The organism is Ensifer sp. 22521, assembly GCF_052044795.1.
Classification (GTDB): Bacteria; Pseudomonadota; Alphaproteobacteria; order Rhizobiales; family Rhizobiaceae; genus Ensifer.
Window position 1 is genome coordinate 24829 of the sequence record NZ_JBQENM010000007.1, and the last position, 19819, is coordinate 44647.

General features: G+C 63.3%; 16 protein-coding genes. 15 read left to right on the forward strand and 1 reads right to left on the reverse strand.

The genetic code is table 11. The annotated features are described in order from the left end of the window. Nucleotides 1-177 precede the first annotated feature (177 nt). The 7 genes from mraY (at nt 178) to ACTJKE_RS11625 (ending at nt 7988) form a co-directional block, all read left to right on the forward strand. Complete coding sequence (gene mraY / locus ACTJKE_RS11595) at nt 178-1278, forward strand: phospho-N-acetylmuramoyl-pentapeptide-transferase (protein ID WP_057253465.1); 1101 nt, start codon at nt 178-180, stop codon at nt 1276-1278. Between the two features lie 7 nt (nt 1279-1285). Further along, on the forward strand, nt 1286-2677 hold the full coding sequence (gene murD / locus ACTJKE_RS11600; RefSeq protein WP_440691843.1) for a UDP-N-acetylmuramoyl-L-alanine--D-glutamate ligase: 1392 nt from the start codon (nt 1286-1288) through the stop codon (nt 2675-2677). Between the two features lie 104 nt (nt 2678-2781). Continuing rightward, nucleotides 2782-3936, forward strand: coding sequence for a putative lipid II flippase FtsW (gene ftsW / locus ACTJKE_RS11605; protein WP_057253468.1), 1155 nt, complete (start codon nt 2782-2784; stop codon nt 3934-3936). A 3-nt stretch (nt 3937-3939) separates the two neighbouring features. Next, entirely contained in the window at nt 3940-5064 is a 1125-nt protein-coding gene (gene murG, locus ACTJKE_RS11610; RefSeq protein ID WP_058326755.1) for an undecaprenyldiphospho-muramoylpentapeptide beta-N-acetylglucosaminyltransferase, read from the forward strand. After that, the gene (murC, locus tag ACTJKE_RS11615) at nt 5061-6470 is read left to right on the forward strand and encodes a UDP-N-acetylmuramate--L-alanine ligase (protein WP_113514406.1); all 1410 of its coding nucleotides are present in this window, start codon (nt 5061-5063) and stop codon (nt 6468-6470) included. The genes murG and murC overlap by 4 nt, the downstream gene beginning before the upstream one ends. A 2-nt stretch (nt 6471-6472) precedes the next feature. Next, entirely contained in the window at nt 6473-7447 is a 975-nt protein-coding gene (murB, locus tag ACTJKE_RS11620) for a UDP-N-acetylmuramate dehydrogenase (RefSeq protein WP_058321243.1), read from the forward strand. Nucleotides 7448-7541: 94 nt separating this feature from the next. Further along, nucleotides 7542-7988, forward strand: a complete 447-nt coding sequence (locus ACTJKE_RS11625) for a hypothetical protein (protein WP_093233712.1) — start codon at nt 7542-7544, stop codon at nt 7986-7988. A gap of 69 nt (nt 7989-8057) precedes the next feature. Here the strand turns inward: ACTJKE_RS11625 and ACTJKE_RS11630 are convergent, their stop codons facing one another. Then, nucleotides 8058-9368: an MFS transporter gene (locus ACTJKE_RS11630; protein ID WP_057253476.1), complete on the reverse strand. Its 1311-nt coding sequence runs from the start codon at nt 9366-9368 to the stop codon at nt 8058-8060. 323 nt (nt 9369-9691) lie between these two features. On the opposite strand from ACTJKE_RS11630, the gene aqpZ reads away from it, so the two are divergent. From aqpZ to recN, 8 genes are all read left to right on the forward strand, one after another. After that, nucleotides 9692-10378 (forward strand): aquaporin Z, encoded by a 687-nt coding sequence (gene aqpZ / locus ACTJKE_RS11635; RefSeq protein ID WP_057253478.1) that lies wholly within the window; start codon nt 9692-9694, stop codon nt 10376-10378. A 307-nt stretch (nt 10379-10685) separates the two neighbouring features. Further along, on the forward strand, nt 10686-11612 hold the full coding sequence (locus ACTJKE_RS11640) for a D-alanine--D-alanine ligase (RefSeq protein WP_113514405.1): 927 nt from the start codon (nt 10686-10688) through the stop codon (nt 11610-11612). Further along, nucleotides 11600-12550 carry a cell division protein FtsQ gene (ftsQ, locus tag ACTJKE_RS11645; protein ID WP_057253483.1) on the forward strand — a complete coding sequence of 317 codons (951 nt, stop codon included), beginning with the start codon at nt 11600-11602 and terminating at the stop codon, nt 12548-12550. The genes ACTJKE_RS11640 and ftsQ overlap by 13 nt, the downstream gene beginning before the upstream one ends. After that, a complete protein-coding gene (ftsA, locus tag ACTJKE_RS11650) occupies nt 12547-13878 on the forward strand; it encodes a cell division protein FtsA (RefSeq protein WP_057253485.1) in 1332 nt (443 codons plus the stop codon). The genes ftsQ and ftsA overlap by 4 nt, the downstream gene beginning before the upstream one ends. 106 nt (nt 13879-13984) lie before the next feature. Next, entirely contained in the window at nt 13985-15772 is a 1788-nt protein-coding gene (gene ftsZ, locus ACTJKE_RS11655) for a cell division protein FtsZ (protein WP_093233707.1), read from the forward strand. A gap of 334 nt (nt 15773-16106) precedes the next feature. Next, the gene (gene lpxC, locus ACTJKE_RS11660; RefSeq protein WP_058326752.1) at nt 16107-17060 is read left to right on the forward strand and encodes a UDP-3-O-acyl-N-acetylglucosamine deacetylase; all 954 of its coding nucleotides are present in this window, start codon (nt 16107-16109) and stop codon (nt 17058-17060) included. Between the two features lie 174 nt (nt 17061-17234). Then, nucleotides 17235-18101 (forward strand): outer membrane protein assembly factor BamD, encoded by an 867-nt coding sequence (locus tag ACTJKE_RS11665; protein WP_057253491.1) that lies wholly within the window; start codon nt 17235-17237, stop codon nt 18099-18101. A 37-nt stretch (nt 18102-18138) separates the two neighbouring features. Then, on the forward strand, nt 18139-19812 hold the full coding sequence (gene recN, locus ACTJKE_RS11670; protein WP_057253493.1) for a DNA repair protein RecN: 1674 nt from the start codon (nt 18139-18141) through the stop codon (nt 19810-19812). The last annotated feature ends 7 nt before the right edge of the window (nt 19813-19819 follow it).

Sequence of the window (19819 nt, forward strand, 5' to 3'; positions counted from 1 at the left end):
TGCTGCTGCATACCTCCTTAAATCGGAATCGATTTAGGGGAAAAATTATGCAGCGGATCAAATTGTTACAGCGACCTTTGCGCGTCTAGTTAGACGCGCGGCGCTGTAATGCGTATCGTTTTTCAGATGATTCTGTTGGACGACGTCTATTGCTAAACCTTTGGGGAAAGGTCCCTTATGCTCATTTGGCTCGTGGAACTGGCGGACCACTTTCAGTTTTTCAATCTTTTTCGCTACATCACCTTCCGCACCGGCGCGGCGCTCTTCACCTCGGCCATGATCGTCTTCCTGTTCGGCCCTGCGATGATCGCTTCGCTGCGCATCCGCCAGGGCAAGGGCCAGCCGATCCGTGCCGACGGGCCGCAGACGCATTTCAAGAAGGCCGGCACGCCGACCATGGGCGGCCTGATGATTCTGGCCGGCATCGTCGTCTCGTCGCTGCTCTGGGCCGATCTTTCCAGCGTCTATGTGGTCTCGACCCTGCTCGTCACCCTCGGTTTCGGCGCCATCGGCTTCTATGACGACTACCTCAAGGTCACCAAGCAGTCGGACAAGGGCTTTTCCGGCAAGGCGCGCCTCGGCTTCGAATTCATCATCGCAGCGATTGCGGTGTTCTTCATGATGCAGGCTTCGCTTTCGAGCGGTACCGCCGGCTCGACCTTCGGCTCCTCGGTCACGTTCCCCTTCTTCAAGGACCTGGTGATCAATCTCGGCTATTTCTTCGTGCTGTTCGGTGGCTTCGTTATCGTCGGCGCCGGCAATGCCGTGAACCTGACCGACGGTCTCGACGGCCTTGCGATCGTGCCGGTCATGATCGCCGCCGCTGCCTTCGGCCTGATCGCCTATCTCGCCGGTAACGCGGTCTTTGCCAACTACCTACAGATCCATTTCGTGCCTGGTACCGGCGAGCTTGCCGTCATCCTCGGCGCCGTCATCGGCGCCGGCCTCGGCTTCCTCTGGTTCAACGCGCCGCCAGCCGCGATCTTCATGGGCGACACCGGGTCGCTCGCGCTCGGCGGCCTGATCGGCACCGTTGCCGTTGCCGTCAAGCATGAGATCGTCATGGTCATCATCGGCGGCCTCTTCGTGATGGAAACCCTGTCGGTGATCATCCAGGTGTTCTGGTTCAAGCGCACCGGCCGCCGCGTCTTCCTGATGGCGCCGATCCACCACCACTTCGAAAAGAAGGGCTGGACGGAAAGCCAGGTCGTGATCCGTTTCTGGATCATCGCCGTCATCCTGGCGATGGTCGGCCTCTCCACCCTCAAGCTGCGGTGAGCGGACGATGATCCCGGTCACCACATTCAGCGGTGGGAAGGTCGCTCTTTTCGGGCTCGGCGGCTCGGGGCTTGCGACAGCGCAGGCGTTGGTCGCGGGTGGCGCGGACGTCACCGCGTGGGACGACAACCCGGACAGCGTCGCCAAGGCTTCCGCCGCGGGGGTGCCGACGGCGGACCTGCGCACGGTCGAGTGGTCCGGCTTTGCCGCCTTCGTGCTTTCGCCGGGCGTGCCGCTCACCCATCCGAAGCCGCACTGGACGGTGGATCTCGCCCATGCTTCGGGCGTCGAGATCATCGGCGACGTCGAGCTCTTCGTGCGCGAACGCCGCGCCCATGCGCCCGATTGCCCGTTCATCGCGATTACCGGCACCAACGGCAAGTCGACGACAACGGCGCTGATCGCGCATATCCTGAAGGAAAGCGGTCGCGACACCCAGCTCGGCGGCAATATCGGCACGGCGGTTCTGACGCTCGATCCGCCCAAGGCCGGCCGCTTCTACGTGGTCGAGTGCTCGTCCTACCAGATCGATCTGGCGCCGACTCTCAACCCGAGCGCCGGCATTCTCCTGAACCTCACGCCCGACCACCTCGATCGCCACGGCACGATGCAGCACTACGCCGACATCAAGGAGCGGCTGGTCGCCGGCAGCGGCACGGCCACCGTCGGCGTCGACGACAGCTTCTCGGCCCTGATCGCCGACCGGGTGGAGCGCGCGGGCACGAAGACGGTCCGAATCTCGCGCCGCCATGTGCTTGCCAATGGTCTTTATGCCGAAGGCTCGCGCATCCTGAAGGCAGAAGGCGGCACGTCCAGCCTGTTCGTCGATCTCGACGGTATTCAGACTTTGCGCGGCGGCCACAACGCCCAGAACGCGGCGGCTGCCATTGCCGCCTGCCTCGCAGTTGGCGTCAGCGCGGTGGAGATCCGCGACGGGCTGAAGAGCTTCCCCGGTCTCAAGCACCGCATGCAGCCGGTTGGGCGTAAGGGCGCGGTCGTGTTCGTCAACGATAGCAAGGCGACCAATGCCGACGCGGCAGCGCCGGCGCTTTCGAGCTATGAGCGCATCTACTGGATTGCCGGCGGTCTACCGAAGGAAGGGGGCATCACGACGCTTGCGCCCTTCTTCCCGAAGATCGTCAAGGCCTATCTGATCGGCGAGGCGGCGCCTGCCTTTGCGGCGACGCTCGGCGAGGCGGTTCCTTACGAAATTTCGGGCACGCTGGAGCAGGCGGTGGCGCATGCGGCCGCAGAGGCAGGCAAGGACGAAGCCGGCCCTTCGGCGGTGATGTTATCCCCGGCTTGCGCAAGCTTCGACCAGTATAAGAACTTCGAGGTGCGCGGCGATGCGTTTGTCGGCCATGTGCGCGCGATCGATGGCGTGACGATGCTGATTTAGTCCGTCACCGTCAGGCTGGTGCTGAAGGCACCGGTCGAAAACGGAAGCGGGTGCAGGTATTCGGACGTGGGGCGCAAGAGGCGCCGGAGAAGGGGACTGACAAGATGGTAAGCCGAGCCGAACGTGGCCCCGTGGCCGACTGGTTCTGGACGATCGACAGGTTCTTTCTGGCGACCTTCATCCTGTTGATGGGCGTCGGCTTCATGCTGTCCTTCGCCGCAAGCCCCGCCGTCGCCGAGCGCATCGGCCTCGACAGCTTCCACTTCGTCAAGCGTCACGCGCTCTTCCTCTTGCCGTCACTGGTGGTGATGGTCGGTATCTCGTTCCTCTCGCCGCGCCAGGTCAGGCGCGCTGCGATCCTGCTTCTCGGCGGCTCGCTCGCGATGATGGTGCTGGTGCTCTTCATCGGCGAGGAGGTGAAGGGCTCGATGCGCTGGCTTTCCATCGCCGGCATCTCGATCCAGCCCTCGGAATTCATGAAGCCGGCCTTTGTCGTCGTCTGCGCCTGGCTCTTCTCCGAACATGCGCGCCAACCGGAAATCCCCGGCAATCTCTTTGCCATCCTGCTCTTCGGCATCGTCGCAGCGCTTCTCGTCGCCCAGCCCGACCTTGGCCAGACGATCCTGACGACCGCGGTCTGGGGCGGCATGTTCTTCATGGCCGGCATGCCCTGGCTGTGGATCATCCTGCTCGGCGGTGCTGCGCTCGGCGGTTTCTTCGTCGCCTATACGATGCTGCCGCACGTGGCGGCCCGTATCGACAAGTTCCTGACCGGCGAGGGCGACACCTTCCAGATGGATACCGCACGCGAGGCGATCATTCGCGGCGACTGGTTCGGCCGGGGTCCTGGCGAAGGCATCGTCAAGCGCATCATCCCGGACAGCCATACCGACTTCGTCTTTTCCGTTGCGGCCGAGGAATTCGGCATCGTCTTTTGCATGGTCATCGTGCTGATCTTCGCCTTCCTGGTGATGCGCGGCCTCAACCATGCCTTCCGCGAACGCAACGACTTCAACCGGTTCGCCGTTGCCGGCCTGGTTCTCCAGATCGGCATCCAGTCGATGATCAACATCGGCGTGAACCTCGAACTGCTCCCGGCCAAGGGCATGACCTTGCCGCTGATCTCCTATGGTGGCTCGTCCATGGTGGCGATCTGCGTCACTGCCGGCTTCATCCTGGCTTTGACTCGTCACCGTCCGGAGAAGCGCGCCGTGGAGCGCAGCCTGTTTCGGTCCGGCATTGGTGTGCCGGCGGAGTAAAACATGACTAAAGGCATCATCCTGCTCGCCGCCGGCGGTACCGGCGGCCACCTGTTTCCGGCGGAGGCGCTGGCCCACGAACTGAAGGCCAATGGCTATTCGGTCCATCTCGTCACCGACAGCCGCGCAGAGCGTTATGCCGGCAAGTTCCCGGCCGACGAGGTGCATGTCGTGCCCTCGGCGACGATCGGCTCGAAGAACCCGATCAGTGTTGCGAAGTCGCTGTGGACGCTGTGGACCGGCATGCGTGCGGCGCGCAAGCTGATCGCGCGGCTGAAGCCCAAGGCTGTCGTCGGCTTCGGCGGCTATCCGACCGTTCCGCCACTGCTTGCCGCCACCGGCATGGGCGTGCCGTCGATCATCCACGAGCAGAATGCCGTCATGGGCCGGGCCAACAAGGCACTGGCTTCGCGCGTCAAGGCGATCGCCGGCGGCTTCCTGCCGGAGGGTACGGGCGCCTTTGCTGCGAAGACCGTGACAACCGGCAATCCGGTGCGCCCGGCCGTGCTGGCCGCTGCCAATTCGCCCTATGCCGCCGCCAGCGGCGACGCGCCGTTCCATCTTGTCGTCTTCGGCGGCAGCCAGGGCGCGCAATATTTCTCCAAGGCAGTCCCGCAGGCGATCTGCCGGCTCGAGGACGACGTTCGTCAGCGGTTCCAGGTCACCCAGCAGGCGCGCCCGGAAGACAGGGACGGCGTGATCGCCACTTACGAGAAGCTTGGCGTACCGGCCGAGGTTTCGCCGTTCTTCACCGACATGGCCGAGCGCATCGCCGGTGCGCAACTCGTCATCTGCCGCTCCGGCGCCTCGACGGTTTCCGAGCTTGCGGTCATCGGTCGCCCGGCGATCCTGGTGCCCTATCCCTATGCGCTCGACCACGATCAGGCGGCCAATGCCGCAGCACTCGCCGCCAAGGGTGGCGCGCGGGTGATCGCTCAAGGTGAACTCACGGCCGACCGCCTTGCAGGCATCCTCAAGGATGCGATCGGCAACCCGCAATCGCTCGCCCAGATGGCGGCAAACGCCCGGGAAACCGGCAAGCCGGACGCAGCAAGCTTGCTTGCATCCCTCGTAGAGGCTATTGCCAGCGGTTTGACAGTCGAGAAATTCAGGGAAACACGCTCATGAAAATGCCGAAAACCATCGGGCTGGTCCATTTCATCGGTATCGGCGGCATCGGCATGAGCGGCATCGCCGAGGTCCTTCACAATCTCGGCCACCGCGTGCAGGGTTCCGACCAGGCCGACAGCGCCAATGTGCAGCGCTTGCGCGCCAAGGGCATCGAGGTCTTCGTCGGCCACAAGGCCGAAAATCTCGGCGACGCCGAAGTGATCGTCGTTTCGACCGCGATCAAGAAGGACAATCCGGAACTGATCGTCGCCCGCGAGAAATTCCTTCCCGTCGTGCGTCGCGCCGAAATGCTCGCCGAGCTCATGCGCTTCCGCAACGCGATCGCGATCGGCGGTACGCATGGCAAGACGACGACGACTTCCATGGTTGCGGCGCTGCTCGAAGCCGGCAATCTCGACCCGACGGTCATCAACGGCGGCATCATCAATGCCTATGGCACCAATGCCCGCATGGGCGAGGGCGAGTGGATGGTGGTGGAGGCCGACGAATCCGATGGCACTTTCCTGAAGCTGCCGGCCGATGTGGCCGTCGTCACCAATGTCGACCCCGAACATCTCGACCACTACGGCAATTTCGACGCGGTGCGCGCCGCCTTCCGACAGTTCGTCGAGAACGTGCCGTTCTACGGTTTCGGCGTGCTCTGCCTCGATCATCCGGAAGTGCAGACCATGGTCGGCAATATCGAGGACCGCAAGGTCGTGACCTACGGCGAGAACCCGCAGGCCGACGTGCGTTTCCACAACATCCGCATGGAGAACGGCACCTCGATCTTCGACATCGAGATCCGCCGTCGCCGCACCGGTCAGGTGATCCCGATGAAGGATCTGCGCCTGCCGATGCCCGGGCGCCACAACGTATCGAACGCGACTGCGGCGATTGCGGTTGCGCAGCGCCTCGGCATCAGCCCGGAAGCGATCGCCAGGGGGCTTGCCTCTTTCAGCGGCGTCAAGCGCCGCTTCACGCTGACCGGCGAATGGAACGGCGTGCGCGTCTATGACGACTACGGCCACCATCCGGTCGAGATCAAGGCGGTCTTAAGGGCCGCGCGCGAGGCCTGCCAGGGGCGAATCATCGCCGTGCACCAGCCGCATCGCTACTCGCGCCTTTCGAGCCTGTTCCAGGAATTCTCCGCCTGCTTCAACGATGCCGACACGATCCTGATCGCGCCGGTCTATGCGGCCGGCGAAGAAGCGATACCGGGCGCGACGGCCGAGGAGCTGGTGGATCGCATCAAGGCCGGCGGCCATCGCGACGCCCGTTACGTCTCCGGTCCGGAAGCGATTGCCCCGGTTGTCAGCAAGATTGCACAGCCCGGCGATTTTGTGGTTCTCTTGGGGGCTGGCAGCATCACCTACTGGGCGGCTGCCCTGCCTAAGGAACTCGCGGATATTTCAGGAATTTGAGCATGAAACAGGTCAACGGTCAGAAACTACTGGAATCGCTCGGAAGCGGTGTCAGCGCTGTGCGCGGCCGCATCACGCCCGACGCGCCGATGGATCGCGTCACCTGGTTCCGCGCCGGCGGCCTTGCCGAGCTGATGTTCCAGCCGCACGACACGGATGATCTCGTCACCTTCCTGAAGCTGGTTCCGGCCGAAGTGCCGGTCATGGTGGTCGGTGTCGGCTCGAACCTGCTCGTGCGCGACGGCGGCATTCCCGGCGTTGTCATCCGCCTCTCGGCCAAGGGCTTCGGCGATCTCGAGCTCGTCGGCGAAAATCGCATCAAGGCCGGCGCCATCTGCCCGGACAAGAACATCGCGGCCATGGCGCTCGATCACGGCATCGGCGGATTCTACTTCTTCTACGGCATCCCCGGCTCGCTCGGCGGCGCACTGCGCATGAACGCCGGCGCCAACGGCACGGAGACCCGTGAGCGTGTCGTCGAAGTCCATGCCGTCGACCGCCAGGGCAACCAGCATGTGCTGTCGAATGCCGATATGGGCTACGCCTATCGCCATTCGTCGGCACCAAAGGATCTGATCTTCACCCATGCGGTGTTCGAAGGTTACGCCGAGGACAAGAACAAGATCCGCACCGACATGGATGCAGTGCGTCAACATCGCGAAACGGTCCAACCGATCCGCGAAAAGACCGGCGGTTCGACCTTCAAGAACCCGGAGGGCCATTCCGCCTGGAAATTGATCGACGAAGCGGGGTGCCGGGGGCTCATGGTCGGCAGCGCCCAGATGTCGCCGCTGCACTGCAATTTCATGATCAATACCGGCCAGGCGACCGGCTACGAGCTGGAATACCTTGGAGAAACGGTGCGCCAACAAGTTCTCGAACATTCGGGCGTCCGGCTCGAATGGGAAATCAAGCGCATCGGTACCTTCATGCCGGGCTACGAGATCAAGGAATTCCTCGGCCGCGGCATCGCCTGAGGCTGTTGCGAGGATGTTTTGGAGAGGCCGTGGCGGCGACGCTGCGGCCTTTCGTTTATCTGGCAAGCGGCATCGCCGCGCTTTTGGAAGGACTATGGAACAAGAAACTCTGGCGCAAATTTCGGCCGCACTGAATGCGGGCTCGACGAATTACTCCGTCTTCCTGAGGCTGTACGAGGTGCAGCCTGTCCATCCGGTAGATTCAGACGCACTTGTGCAGATGGCGCTAGGGACAGGGGCCGAACTGGGCGGAATCGAACAAATTCAGCCTGAGCTCGTGTGGCCAACAGTGAAGGACGCTCTGCTCTATGCAGGGGATGCCGGCGCTGGTCCGTCCGACCTGGTACTCAAATCCGGAAAATTCAGATCGCTGATCGATCTTTTGGGGGAGCAGATCCATGCGATGGTCAAGGGCTCGACCATGATCGAGTCCTTCTGGCTTAGGAGCGGACATCCGGCCTATCCCGTGTTTTGGGACTTCGCGCTTATCTTCCGGCATGAGGAAGGTGCAGCCATCTTCATTGGCGCGAGTTCAGACTAGGCGGAGGTTTTGCCGACAAAGCCTGCCAAAAAGGAGAGCCGCAGCGTTGCCGCTGCGNCCAGTCCGATATCAGGCCGAGACCTCGTCTTCCGTCGACAGCACGAGGCAAAGCAGCGTGATGGCGGCGGCGGCCAGCAGGTAGTAGCCGACGTAATCCAGGCTGTAGTTGGTGGCGAGCCAGGTGGCGATGTAGGGCGCCAGAGACGCGCCGAAGATGCCGGCGAGATTAAAGGTCATGGACGCGCCGGTGTAGCGCACCGAGGTCGGGAAGGGGGCGGCAAGCGCTGCGCCGATCGGGCCGTAGGTGAGGCCCATGAGGCCGAGGCCGATGATCGAGAACAGGAAGGCGCCACCGATGCCGCCGGCCAGCAGCGGTGCCATGAAGAGGCCGAAGACGCCGATGCCGATGGTGGTGACGATCAGGATCAGGCGGCGGCCGAACCGGTCCGAAAGGATGCCGGCGACCGGGATCATCAGGCCGAAGAAGACGACGCCGGTCATCTGTACGACGAGGAACTGCTCGCGCGAGTAGCCGAGCTTTGCCGTGCCCCAGGAGAGCGAGAACACCGTCATCAGATAGAACAGCACGAAGGTCGCCAGCGCCACGAAGGTGCCGAGCACCAGGCTGCGCTTGTGGAAGCGGAAGATCTCGGCGATCGGAACCTGCACGCGCTCGTGCTTGTCTACCGCCTTCTGGAACTCCGGCGTCTCGGTGATCTTCAGCCGGACATAGAGGCCGACGGCGACCAGCAGGATGCTGGCGATGAAGGGCACGCGCCAGCCCCAGGCGAGGAAGGCTTCGTTGCTCATGACTTCGCCGAGGATCAGGAAGGTGCCGGCCGACAGGATGAAACCGATCGGTGCGCCGAGCTGCGGGAACATGGCGTACCAGCTGCGCTTGCCCTCGGGCGCGTTTTCGGTGGCGAGCAGCACAGCGCCACCCCATTCGCCGCCGAGGCCGAGGCCCTGGCCGAAACGGCAAAGGGCCAAGAGCAGGGGCGCTGCGACGCCGATCGTCGCATAGGTCGGCAAAAGGCCGATCACGACGGTAGATATGCCCATGGTCATCAGTGCCGCCACGAGCGTCGCCTTGCGGCCGACCTTGTCGCCGAAATGGCCGAAGATGACGGCGCCGAAGGGGCGGGCGAAGAAGGCAATCGAGAAGGTCGCGAAGGACTGCAGCATTGCCGAGGTCGGGTCGGCGGTCGGGAAGAACAGGTGCGGAAAGACCAGCACTGCGGCGGTGGCGTAAACGTAGAAGTCGAAGAATTCGATGGTCGTGCCGACGAGGCTTGCGAACAGCACCCGGGCAGGGGAGTTCACTGCCGCGTGCTTCGACGCATTGTCCTTCGGCGACAGGGAGGTTGTCGCGTCTGTCATTATGATGGTTCCTGATATGGATTTCATACCGTCTTGGGAGGCGGTTGAGGGCTATTAACGCAAGTTTCGGCATGGCGAAACCCGGAAACCGTAAGAAATGCGAACGATATCGGCGTCATGCGCAGCATTATTCCGCTGGTGCATGGCTCTCTGCGGCTGAGGTTGGGTCTGCCTGTTCCTTGGGCAATATATTGAGCTGCGCTTGGTCGATTTCACCTTTTGCGCGCGTTTGACATCGCCTCACAACCCATCTTGACCGGAATCAAATTGTGGCAAACTCTGGGCACTTGAAGCGATCGGCTTCGTTTTTCAGGAGCGAATGCATGTTCAAAAGGCTTTCTGCGGAATTTCTGGGTACATTCTGGCTCGTTTTCGGCGGTTGCGGCAGCGCGGTGCTGGCGGCTGCCTTTCCTGAGGTCGGCATCGGCCTGCTCGGCGTTTCTTTTGCTTTTGGTCTCACCGTACTCACCATGGCCTATGCGGTCGGCGGCATCTCCGGTGGACACTTCAATCCGGCCGTTTCGGTTGGGCTGATGGTCGCCGGCAAGTTTCCGTCCCACAAGCTCGTCGGCTACGTTGTCTCCCAGGTGCTGGGCGCGATCGCCGCTGCCGGCGTGCTCTATCTGATCGCCAGCGGCAAGGCCGGTTTCCAGCTCGGCGGTTTTGCCGCCAATGGCTATGGCGAACATTCGCCGGGCGGCTATTCGCTGACATCAGCGCTCGTCGCCGAGGTGATGCTGACCTTCTTCTTCCTGTTCATCATTCTCGGCTCCACCCATGGCCGCGTGCCGGCCGGCTTCGCGCCGATCGCCATCGGCCTGGCGCTCACCCTTATTCACCTGGTCTCGATCCCGGTGACGAACACTTCGGTCAACCCGGCCCGCTCGACGGGGCAGGCGCTCTTCGTCGGCGATTGGGCGCTGGCACAGCTATGGCTGTTCTGGGTGGCGCCGATCGTCGGCGCGGCAATCGCCGGCATCGTCTGGAAGATCGTCGGCGACGACGACTAATCCCTCATCGCATCGTCAGATTGGAGCCCGCCGCCTCGTTTGCGGCGGGTTTTTCATTTTTTTCGCTTGTTACGCATTCGATTCAGGATTGCTCCGCAACCCTTTGATCTCCCGCCAAAATGCCCTGTCGACTACGCGCGTGCACGCACGGCGCGTGTTTCGTTTCCCGACTAAGGTTAACGAAAGTAAACGGTTCGTTAACCATAATGCCGTTCTAGTGACCCAATGGCACCGGTGACTCGCGGGGACCGGAATCAGCCAGACGCAAGGAAACCTTGCGATAGTGGCGTATTGTTTGGGGGTTTGAATGAGCGGCAAGCATGTGGCTGTCCTGATGGGCGGATTTTCTTCGGAGCGACCGGTTAGCCTGTCGTCCGGGGCTGCCTGCGCGGATGCCCTTGAGGCTGCCGGCTACCGCGTCACCCGAATCGACGTCGATCGCAACGTTGCCGAGGTGCTCGCGGCACTCCGGCCGGACGTCGCCTTCAATGCTCTTCACGGTCCGTTCGGCGAGGACGGCACGATCCAGGGCATCCTCGAATATCTGGAAATTCCCTACACCCATTCCGGCGTACTCGCCTCGGCGCTCGCCATGGACAAGGCGCAGGCCAAGCACGTTGCGGCCGCCTCCGGCATTCCGGTTGCCGACGCGCAGGTGATGGATCGCCATGCCTTCGGTCCGAAGCACCCGATGAAGCCGCCCTATGTCGTCAAGCCGGTCCGCGAGGGCTCGAGCTTCGGCGTCGTCATCGTCAAGGAAGATCAGTCGCATCCGCCGCAGGTGGTGACCTCGAGCGAATGGCGCTACGGCGACCGAATCATGGTCGAGCGTTATGTCGCTGGCCGCGAATTGACCTGTGGCGTCATGGGCGACAAGGCCCTTGGCGTGACCGAAATCATCCCGCAGGGCCATGCCTTCTACGATTATGACTCCAAGTACGTAAAAGGTGGTTCTCGCCACGTCATTCCGGCACAGATTTCACCAAATATTTACCAAAAAATACAAACACTCGCTCTGAAGGCGCATCAGGCAATCGGTTGCCGGGGCGTCAGCCGATCCGACTTTCGTTTCGATGACAGTTCCTCCGGTGAGGGCGAGCTGATCTGGCTGGAAATCAACACCCAGCCCGGCATGACGCCAACCTCCCTGGTGCCCGAGATGGCCGCGCATGCCGGCTATAGTTTCGGTGGGTTTTTGAGTTGGATGGTGGAGGAAGCGTCGTGTTTGCGTTGAGGGGCAGAAGGGGCAAGAGGGTTCGTCACCTCGATGGCGCTGCAGCCGTCGATGTGGACGGCGGCCGTGTGCTGCCGCGTCCGCTCCGTCGTGTCGTGCGCTTCTTCGTCAGTCTTGGTGCTGGCCGCGTTCGCTTTCCGGCCCATACCGGCACGATCTCGGCGCTCGCCTTTTTTGCTGCGACGGGCTTCTACGGCATGTCGCTCGGCGGTCATACGCAGAACTTCGCGCAAGCTTCGACCACCGCCGCGGGATTTGCGATCGAAGACGTCAAGGTTTCCGGCAACGACCAGACCTCGGAGATCGACATCCTCCAGCAGCTCGGCCTGGACGGCACGACGTCGCTGGTGGCGCTCGATATCGCCGAGGCCCGCAAGCTGATCGCGGAAATGCCCTGGGTTCAGGGCGTGACGGTGCGCAAGGTCTATCCCGGCACGATCGAGGTCAACCTTACCGAGCGCAAGGCCTTTGGCATCTGGCAGCACGGCTCCGATCTTTCGCTGATCGAAAGAAGCGGCAGCGTGATTGCGCCGCTGCGCGACAACAAGTTTGCGGCGCTGCCGCTGTTCGTTGGCCGCGATGCCGAAACGGCGGCCGCCGATTTCTACGACGAGTTTTCCCGCTGGCCGGAGATCCGCTCGCGGGTGAGGGCCTTCGTTCGCGTCGCCGGTCGCCGTTGGGACCTGCGCCTCGATAACGGCATCATCGTCAAGTTGCCGGAGCACGACGTCGCCCAGGCGATGCAAGTGCTCTCCGACATGGAAAGCCAGCACCAGCTCCTGGAGCGCGACATCGCGGCCGTGGATCTGAGGCTGCAGGATCGAACCACAGTTCAGTTGACTCCGGGTGCAGTCACCCGGCGCGAAGTTGCCTTGAAGGCGAGGGACAAAATGCTGAAGGCGCAGGAGACCGAAAAGAAGAAAGAGGGGCGGATATGAGTTTGTTCGGTTCCTCCAGCTTTGGCTTGCCGCGCCTGAAGCCGCTTTCTTCGAAGCGGTCTCACGTTGTCTCGGTGCTGGATATCGGTTCGACCAAGGTGGTCTGCATGATCGGCCGGCTGACGCCGCGCGCCGAGAGCCAGATCCTGCCGAACCGCACCCACAACGTCGAAATCATCGGCATCGGCCATCAGAAGTCGCGGGGCGTCAAGAACGGCGTCGTCGCCGATCTCGATGCGGTCGAAAGCGTCGTGCGGCTCGCGGTCGACGCGGCCGAGCGTATGGCCGGGCTTACCATCGACAGCATGATCGTCAACGTTTCGGCCGGCCGGCTGCAGAGCGACGTCTACACCGCGACGATCGATCTCGGCGGCCAGGAAGTCGACGCCAACGATCTGCGCAAGGTTCTGTCGGCCGCCGGCCAGCAGTCGCTGCGCTCCGACCGCGCCATCCTGCACTCGCTGCCCACGGGCTTCTCGCTCGATGGTGAGCGCGGCATCCGTGATCCGCTCGCCATGTTCGGCGACGTTCTCGGCGTCGACATGCATGTGCTGACGGCCGAGCGTGCAGCGCTCAAGAATCTGGAACTCTGCGTCAACCGCGCTCACCTCTCGGTCGAGGGCATGGTGGCGACCCCCTATGCTAGCGGTCTTGCAGCGCTCGTCGACGACGAAGTCGAGCTCGGCTGTGCCGCGATCGACATGGGCGGCGGCACGACGACGATCTCGGTCTTTGCCGAAGGCAAGCTCGTTCATGCGGACGCTGTCAGCCTCGGCGGCCACCACGTGACGACGGACCTGGCGCGCGGTCTTTCGACCCGCATCGAAGACGCCGAGCGGCTGAAGGTCGTGCACGGTTCGGCACTGCCCAACAGCGCCGACGAACGCGACATCGTCTCGGTTCCGCCGATCGGCGAGGACGACCGCGATCAGCCGACGCATGTGCCGCGCGCGCTCGTCTCGCGCATCGTGCGCGCCCGCATCGAAGAGACGCTCGAATTGATCCGCGACCGCATCCAGCGCTCGGGCTTCAGCCCGATCGTCGGCAAGCGCATCGTTCTGACGGGCGGCGCAAGCCAGCTCACGGGCCTGCCGGAAGCGGCGCGCCGCATCCTCGCCCGCAATGTTCGCATCGGCCGTCCGCTCGGAGTTTCCGGGCTGCCCGCGGCTGCCAAGGGGCCGGCCTTCTCCACGGCGGTCGGCCTGATGATCTATCCGCAGGTCGCCGACCTCGAGACCCATGCCGCCCACGGCGGCATGTTCTCGGCGCTCGGCGCCGGCAACGGTCGCATCGCCCGCATGGGGCAGTGGCTGAAAGAGAGCTTTTGAGTGACGTTCGGCGCCGACAGGGACGGCGTCGGATGAAGGAAATGTTGGACTTTGAGAGATTTGGCCGGCTCGGCAAGGCGGCCAGAAAACAGAAGGAACGGGTACAATGACTATCAACTTGCAGAAGCCGGATATCACGGAGCTGAAGCCGCGCATCACCGTCTTTGGCGTGGGTGGTGGCGGTGGCAACGCCGTCAACAACATGATCACTGCAGGCCTCCAGGGCGTCGATTTCGTCGTCGCCAACACCGATGCCCAGGCACTGACCATGACCAAGGCCGAGCGCATCATCCAGATGGGCGTCGCCGTCACCGAAGGTCTCGGCGCCGGTTCGCAGCCGGAAGTCGGCCGCGCGGCCGCCGAAGAGTGCATCGATGAGATCATCGACCACCTGAACGGCACCCACATGTGCTTCGTCACCGCCGGCATGGGCGGCGGCACCGGCACGGGTGCAGCCCCGATCGTTGCCCAGGCCGCCCGCAACAAGGGCATCCTGACGGTCGGCGTCGTCACCAAGCCGTTCCATTTCGAAGGCGCGCGCCGTATGCGCCTCGCCGACCAGGGCATTGCCGAACTGCAGAAGTCGGTCGACACCCTGATCGTCATCCCGAACCAGAACCTCTTCCGCATCGCCAACGACCGCACGACCTTTGCGGACGCCTTCGCGATGGCCGACCAGGTTCTCTATTCGGGCGTTGCCTGCATCACCGACCTCATGGTCAAGGAAGGCCTCATCAACCTCGACTTCGCCGACGTCCGCTCGGTGATGCGTGAAATGGGTCGCGCCATGATGGGCACCGGCGAAGCTTCGGGCGAAGGCCGCGCACTGGCCGCTGCCGAAGCCGCGATCGCCAACCCGCTGCTCGACGAGACCTCGATGAAGGGCGCCCAGGGCCTCCTGATCTCGATCACCGGTGGCCGCGACCTGACGCTGTTCGAACTCGACGAAGCCGCAACCCGTATTCGCGAAGAAGTCGACCCGGATGCCAACATCATCCTCGGCGCGACGTTCGACGAAGAACTCGAAGGCCTGATCCGCGTCTCGGTCGTCGCCACCGGCATCGACCGTACGGCCGCGGAGGTGGCGGGTCGTTCCGCTGACTTTCGTCCGGTAGCAGCCAAACCGGTCGTCCGTCCGTCGGCCGCCATTCCTGCCCAGCAGCCGCAGCCGGTTGCCCAGCACCAGCCGGCCCCGGTTCATCAGCCGGTAATGCAGCAGCCCGTCGCCCAGCCGGTGCAGCCGGTTCAGCAGCAGCCGTCTGTCGATCACATCGCGGCTGCGATCCGCGAAGCCGAAATGGAGCGCGAGCTCGATATCGCGACCCGCGCCGCCCAGGCACAGGTCCAGGCTCCGGCTCAGCAAGCGCATGAAGAGAACTTCCGTCCCCAGAGCAAGCTTTTCGCCGGTGCAGCACCGGTAGAGGCCGCTCCGGTCATGCGCCAGCCGCAGCCGCAGATGCAGCCGGTTCAGGCCCAGCCTCAGCCGCAGCCGGTGATGCGCCAGGAGCCCGTTGCTCCGGTCATGCGCCAGCAGCCGGAACAGGTTCGTATGCCGAAGGTCGAAGACTTTCCGCCAGTTGTGAAGGCCGAGATGGACCGCCGCGCCCAGCCGGCAGCCCCGATCGCGGAAGAGCGTGGCCCGATGGGTCTCCTCAACCGCATCACCAGCTCGCTTGGCCTGCGTGAGCGCGAACAGACCCCAGCGGCCGCCGACATGACGGCTTCCGCACCGACCGCTGCTTCCCAGCAGCGCCGGCCGCTCTCGCCGGAAGCGAGCCTCTATGCGCCGCGTCGCGGCCAGCTTGACGATCACGGTCGCGTTTCGCAGCAGACGCGCCCGCAAGAAGATGATCAGCTCGAAATCCCGGCGTTCCTGCGCCGTCAGTCGAACTGATTGGAAGGCCCGTTCCTTCACCTTGCCGAATGCCCGGGCAACTGCCCGGGCATTTTTGCATTTTCTTCATCATTTCAGATGTTTGATTCGATGTTGCGGACCGTCGCAAATACGTAACAAAGCGAAACGAACAGTGATTTGGAATGGTGCCTCCAAACTCCTATTTTCAGACTCGGAATTGGGGACGCATGCGATTCGATCAAGCGCTGTCTGTTCGAAACGCAGAGGATCGGATTTTGCTCCGAGACTCTCGGGCGCCTTGTTTGTGCCCTGAAGTTCGCTGCGTCCGCCAGCAGGTTTTGGCCATCGGCCACAGGTATTGAAAGTGACGAGAATGGGAATCGAATTGCTCGGGTTTCAGACGACGATTGCAAGCCCGGTAACGCTGAAGGGAAATGGCGTTCACTCGGGTGCAGAAGTGTCGATCACCTTCCATCCGGCGGAAGCCGATGCGGGCATCGTGTTCCAGCGCGTTCTCGCCAATGGCCGGCTCAGCGAATACAAGGCGGTTTCCTCGCAGGTCGGCAACACCGATCTCTGCACCGTTCTCGGCATGTCGCCGGCGACGTCGATTGCCACGATCGAACATGTGATGGCCGCGATCTATGCGCTCGGCCTCGACAACCTGACGGTCGAAGTTCACGGCGCCGAAATGCCGATCATGGACGGCAGCTCCGAACCCTTCATCGACGCGATCGAGCAGGTGGGCGTTCGCGCCCTTGCAGTCAAGCGTCGCTACATCCGCATCGTCAAGCCGGTGCGCATCGAATCGGGCGCGTCCTGGTCGGAGTTCACGCCCTATGACGGCATGCGCTTCGAGGTCGAGATCGACTTCGATTGCCCGCTGATCGGTCGCCAGTCCTGGAAGGGCGACATGACGCCGTCCGTCTTCAAGCGCGAACTGTCGCGCGCCCGCACCTTCGGCTTCATGCGTGATGTCGAGCGGCTCTGGGCTGCCGGCTTTGCGCTCGGCTCCTCGCTCGAAAACTCGGTCGTCATCTCCGACGACAACACCGTCATCAACGTCGAGGGCCTGCGCTACACGGACGAGTTCGTTCGTCACAAGACGCTCGATGCGGTCGGCGATCTCTCGCTCGCCGGCGCGCCGTTCATCGGCTGCTACCGTTCCTACCGCGGCGGTCACAAGATGAACGCCAACGCACTGAAGGCGCTTCTCAGCGATCCGACGGCCTACGAAGTCGTCGAAACGGCGACCCCGCGTCAGCGCACCCGCGCCCGCGACATGGTTGCAGTTGCAGTTCCGGGCTTTGCGCCCTGGTCCGCATAAACAAAAAAAGTCATCATCTCCTCCAGTCGCCGGCCGAAAGGCCGGCATTTTCATGATAGGGCCGCCACAAATTTGCATGAATCACCGATCATGACGTTGCGGTCTCAAGGTAACTTGCTCTAAAAGCGCATGTCTGGCGGGGTCCAAGCCCGCAGCGTGGAACGGGAATATCCGATGGTTCTTGCAGTTTCTGTTGATCTGAGAAAGTCAGCGCGCGTCGCCGCCGTGATCGTCGCGGCCATTGCCGGCAGCGCCCTGATTACCGCCTGCCAGAACGATCCCGATATCGACATCACCAAGTTGACGGCGGAGACGGATCCGCCGGAAGTGCTCTACAATCAGGGCCTTGCCAACCTCAACGCCGGCAAGACGACGGAAGCGTCGCGCAAGTTCGAAGCGCTCGACCGCCAGCATCCGTTCTCGGAATATGCCCGCAAGGCGCTGGTGATGAACGCCTTCGTTTCCTACCGAAACGGGCAGTACCAGGAGGCGATCAACGCCACCGGTCGTTACCTCAATCTCTATCCGCAGTCGGAAGACGCGGCCTATGCGCAGTACATCCAGGGGCTGGCCTATACCAAGCAGATCCCCGCGGTGACGCAGGACCAGAAGCCGGCGATGAGAGCGATCGAGGCCATGCAGGCCGTCGTCGATCGCTATCCGGACTCCGAATATGTCGACGACGCCAAGTCGAAGATCCGCTTTGCCCGCGACCAGCTCGCCGGCAAGGAAATGCAGGTCGGTCGCTACTATCTCGAGCGCAAGGAATATCTCGCGGCCGTATCGCGCTTCCGCGTCGTCATCGAGCAGTATCCGAACACCAACCAGGTGGAGGAAGCGCTGGCGCGCCTCACCGAGGCCTATTACGCGATGGGCGTGACCCAGGAGGCGCAGACCGCTGCTGCCGTTCTCGGCCACAACTATCCGGACAGCCAGTGGTACTCCGATTCCTTCAAGCTGCTGCAGTCTGGCGGCCTGGAGCCGCGTGAAAGCGGCAACTCCTGGATATCGCGCGCTGCCAAGAACCTCATCGGCGCCTGATCCTTATCAGCGCCCGTCAAGGAAGATACGAACCCGGATGCTCGCCCAGCTTTCGATCCGCGATATCGTCCTGATTGAACGGCTTGATCTGGCTTTCGACGCCGGGCTCTCGGTGCTGACCGGTGAAACCGGCGCCGGTAAGTCCATCCTGCTCGACAGCCTGTCGCTGGCCCTTGGCGGCCGTGGCGACGGCTCGCTGGTGCGCCATGGCTCCGACAAGGGGCAGGTGACGGCGGTCTTCGACGTGCCCGTCGGTCATTCGGCGCGGCTGATGCTGCACGAAAACGGCATCGACGATGATGGCGACCTGATCTTCCGCCGCGTGCAATCCGCTGACGGCCGCACCAAGGCCTATGTCAACGACCAGCCGATCAGCGTCCAGCTGATGCGCCAGCTCGGGCAGACGCTCGTCGAAATTCACGGGCAGCACGACGATCGCGCGCTTGTCGACATCGACGCGCACCGCACCTTGCTCGACGCCTTCGGCGGCACCTCCGACGAGGCGCAACATGTCGGCAATCTCTATCGCGCCTGGAAGGACGCCGAGCGCGGTCTGAAGAAACACCGCGAACGCGTCGAGGCTGCCGCGCGTGAGGCGGATTTCCTGCGTTCTTCGGTCGAGGAACTGGAAAAGCTCAGCCCGCGCGACGGCGAAGAGGACGAGCTAGCCGAGAAGCGGGCGCGAATGATGAAGTCCGAGCGCATCGCCGGCGACATCAACGAAGCCTCCGAATTCCTGAATGGCAATGGTTCGCCGGTTCCGCTGATCGCCTCGCTTGTGCGCCGGCTCGAGCGCAAGAGCCATGAGGCGCCGGGTTTGCTGGAGGAAACCGTCGAGCTTCTCGACGGGGCGCTGAACCAGCTCTCGGACGCGCAGATGGCGGTCGAGCGGGCGCTGCGCAACACCGAGTTCGACCCGAAGGAGCTGGAGCGGGTGGAAGAACGGCTGTTTGCGCTTCGTGGTGCCAGCCGCAAATATTCCGTCCCGGTCGCCGAGCTTCCGGCGCTCGCCGTGCGCATGATCTCCGATCTTGCCGATCTCGATGCCGGCGAGGAAAGACTGAAGCAGCTCGAAGGCCAGGTCGGTGTTGCCAAGGCAGCCTTCGACGCGTCGGCGCGCTCGCTCTCGGAAAAGCGGCAGCGCACGGCGTCGGCACTCTCCGCCGCCGTCATGGACGAATTGCCAGCGCTGAAGCTCGAACGTGCACGCTTCATGGTGGAAGTTCAAAGCGATGCGACGCAGGCAACGGCCGACGGCATCGATCTCGTCGAATTTCATGTCCAGACCAATCCCGGCACGCGGCCGGGGCCGATCATGAAGGTCGCCTCGGGCGGCGAGCTCTCGCGCTTTCTCTTGGCGCTGAAGGTGGCGCTTGCTGATCGCGGCTCGGCGCCGACTCTCGTCTTCGACGAAATCGACACCGGTGTCGGTGGTGCCGTGGCGGATGCCATCGGCCAGCGGCTGAAGCGGCTTTCCGGCACCGTCCAGGTGCTTTCCGTCACGCACGCGCCGCAGGTGGCGGCGCGGGCCGCAACGCATCTCCTGATCTCCAAGGGTCCCTCGGCCGAGAAGGCCGAGACGATCGCAACCCGCGTCGCCCGCATGGACGACAAGGCGCGCACCGAGGAAATCGCCCGCATGCTCGCCGGCGCCTCGATTACCGAAGAGGCGAGGGCCGCAGCGGCGCGCCTGCTCGCCGGCAACGGCTAAGCTCTCT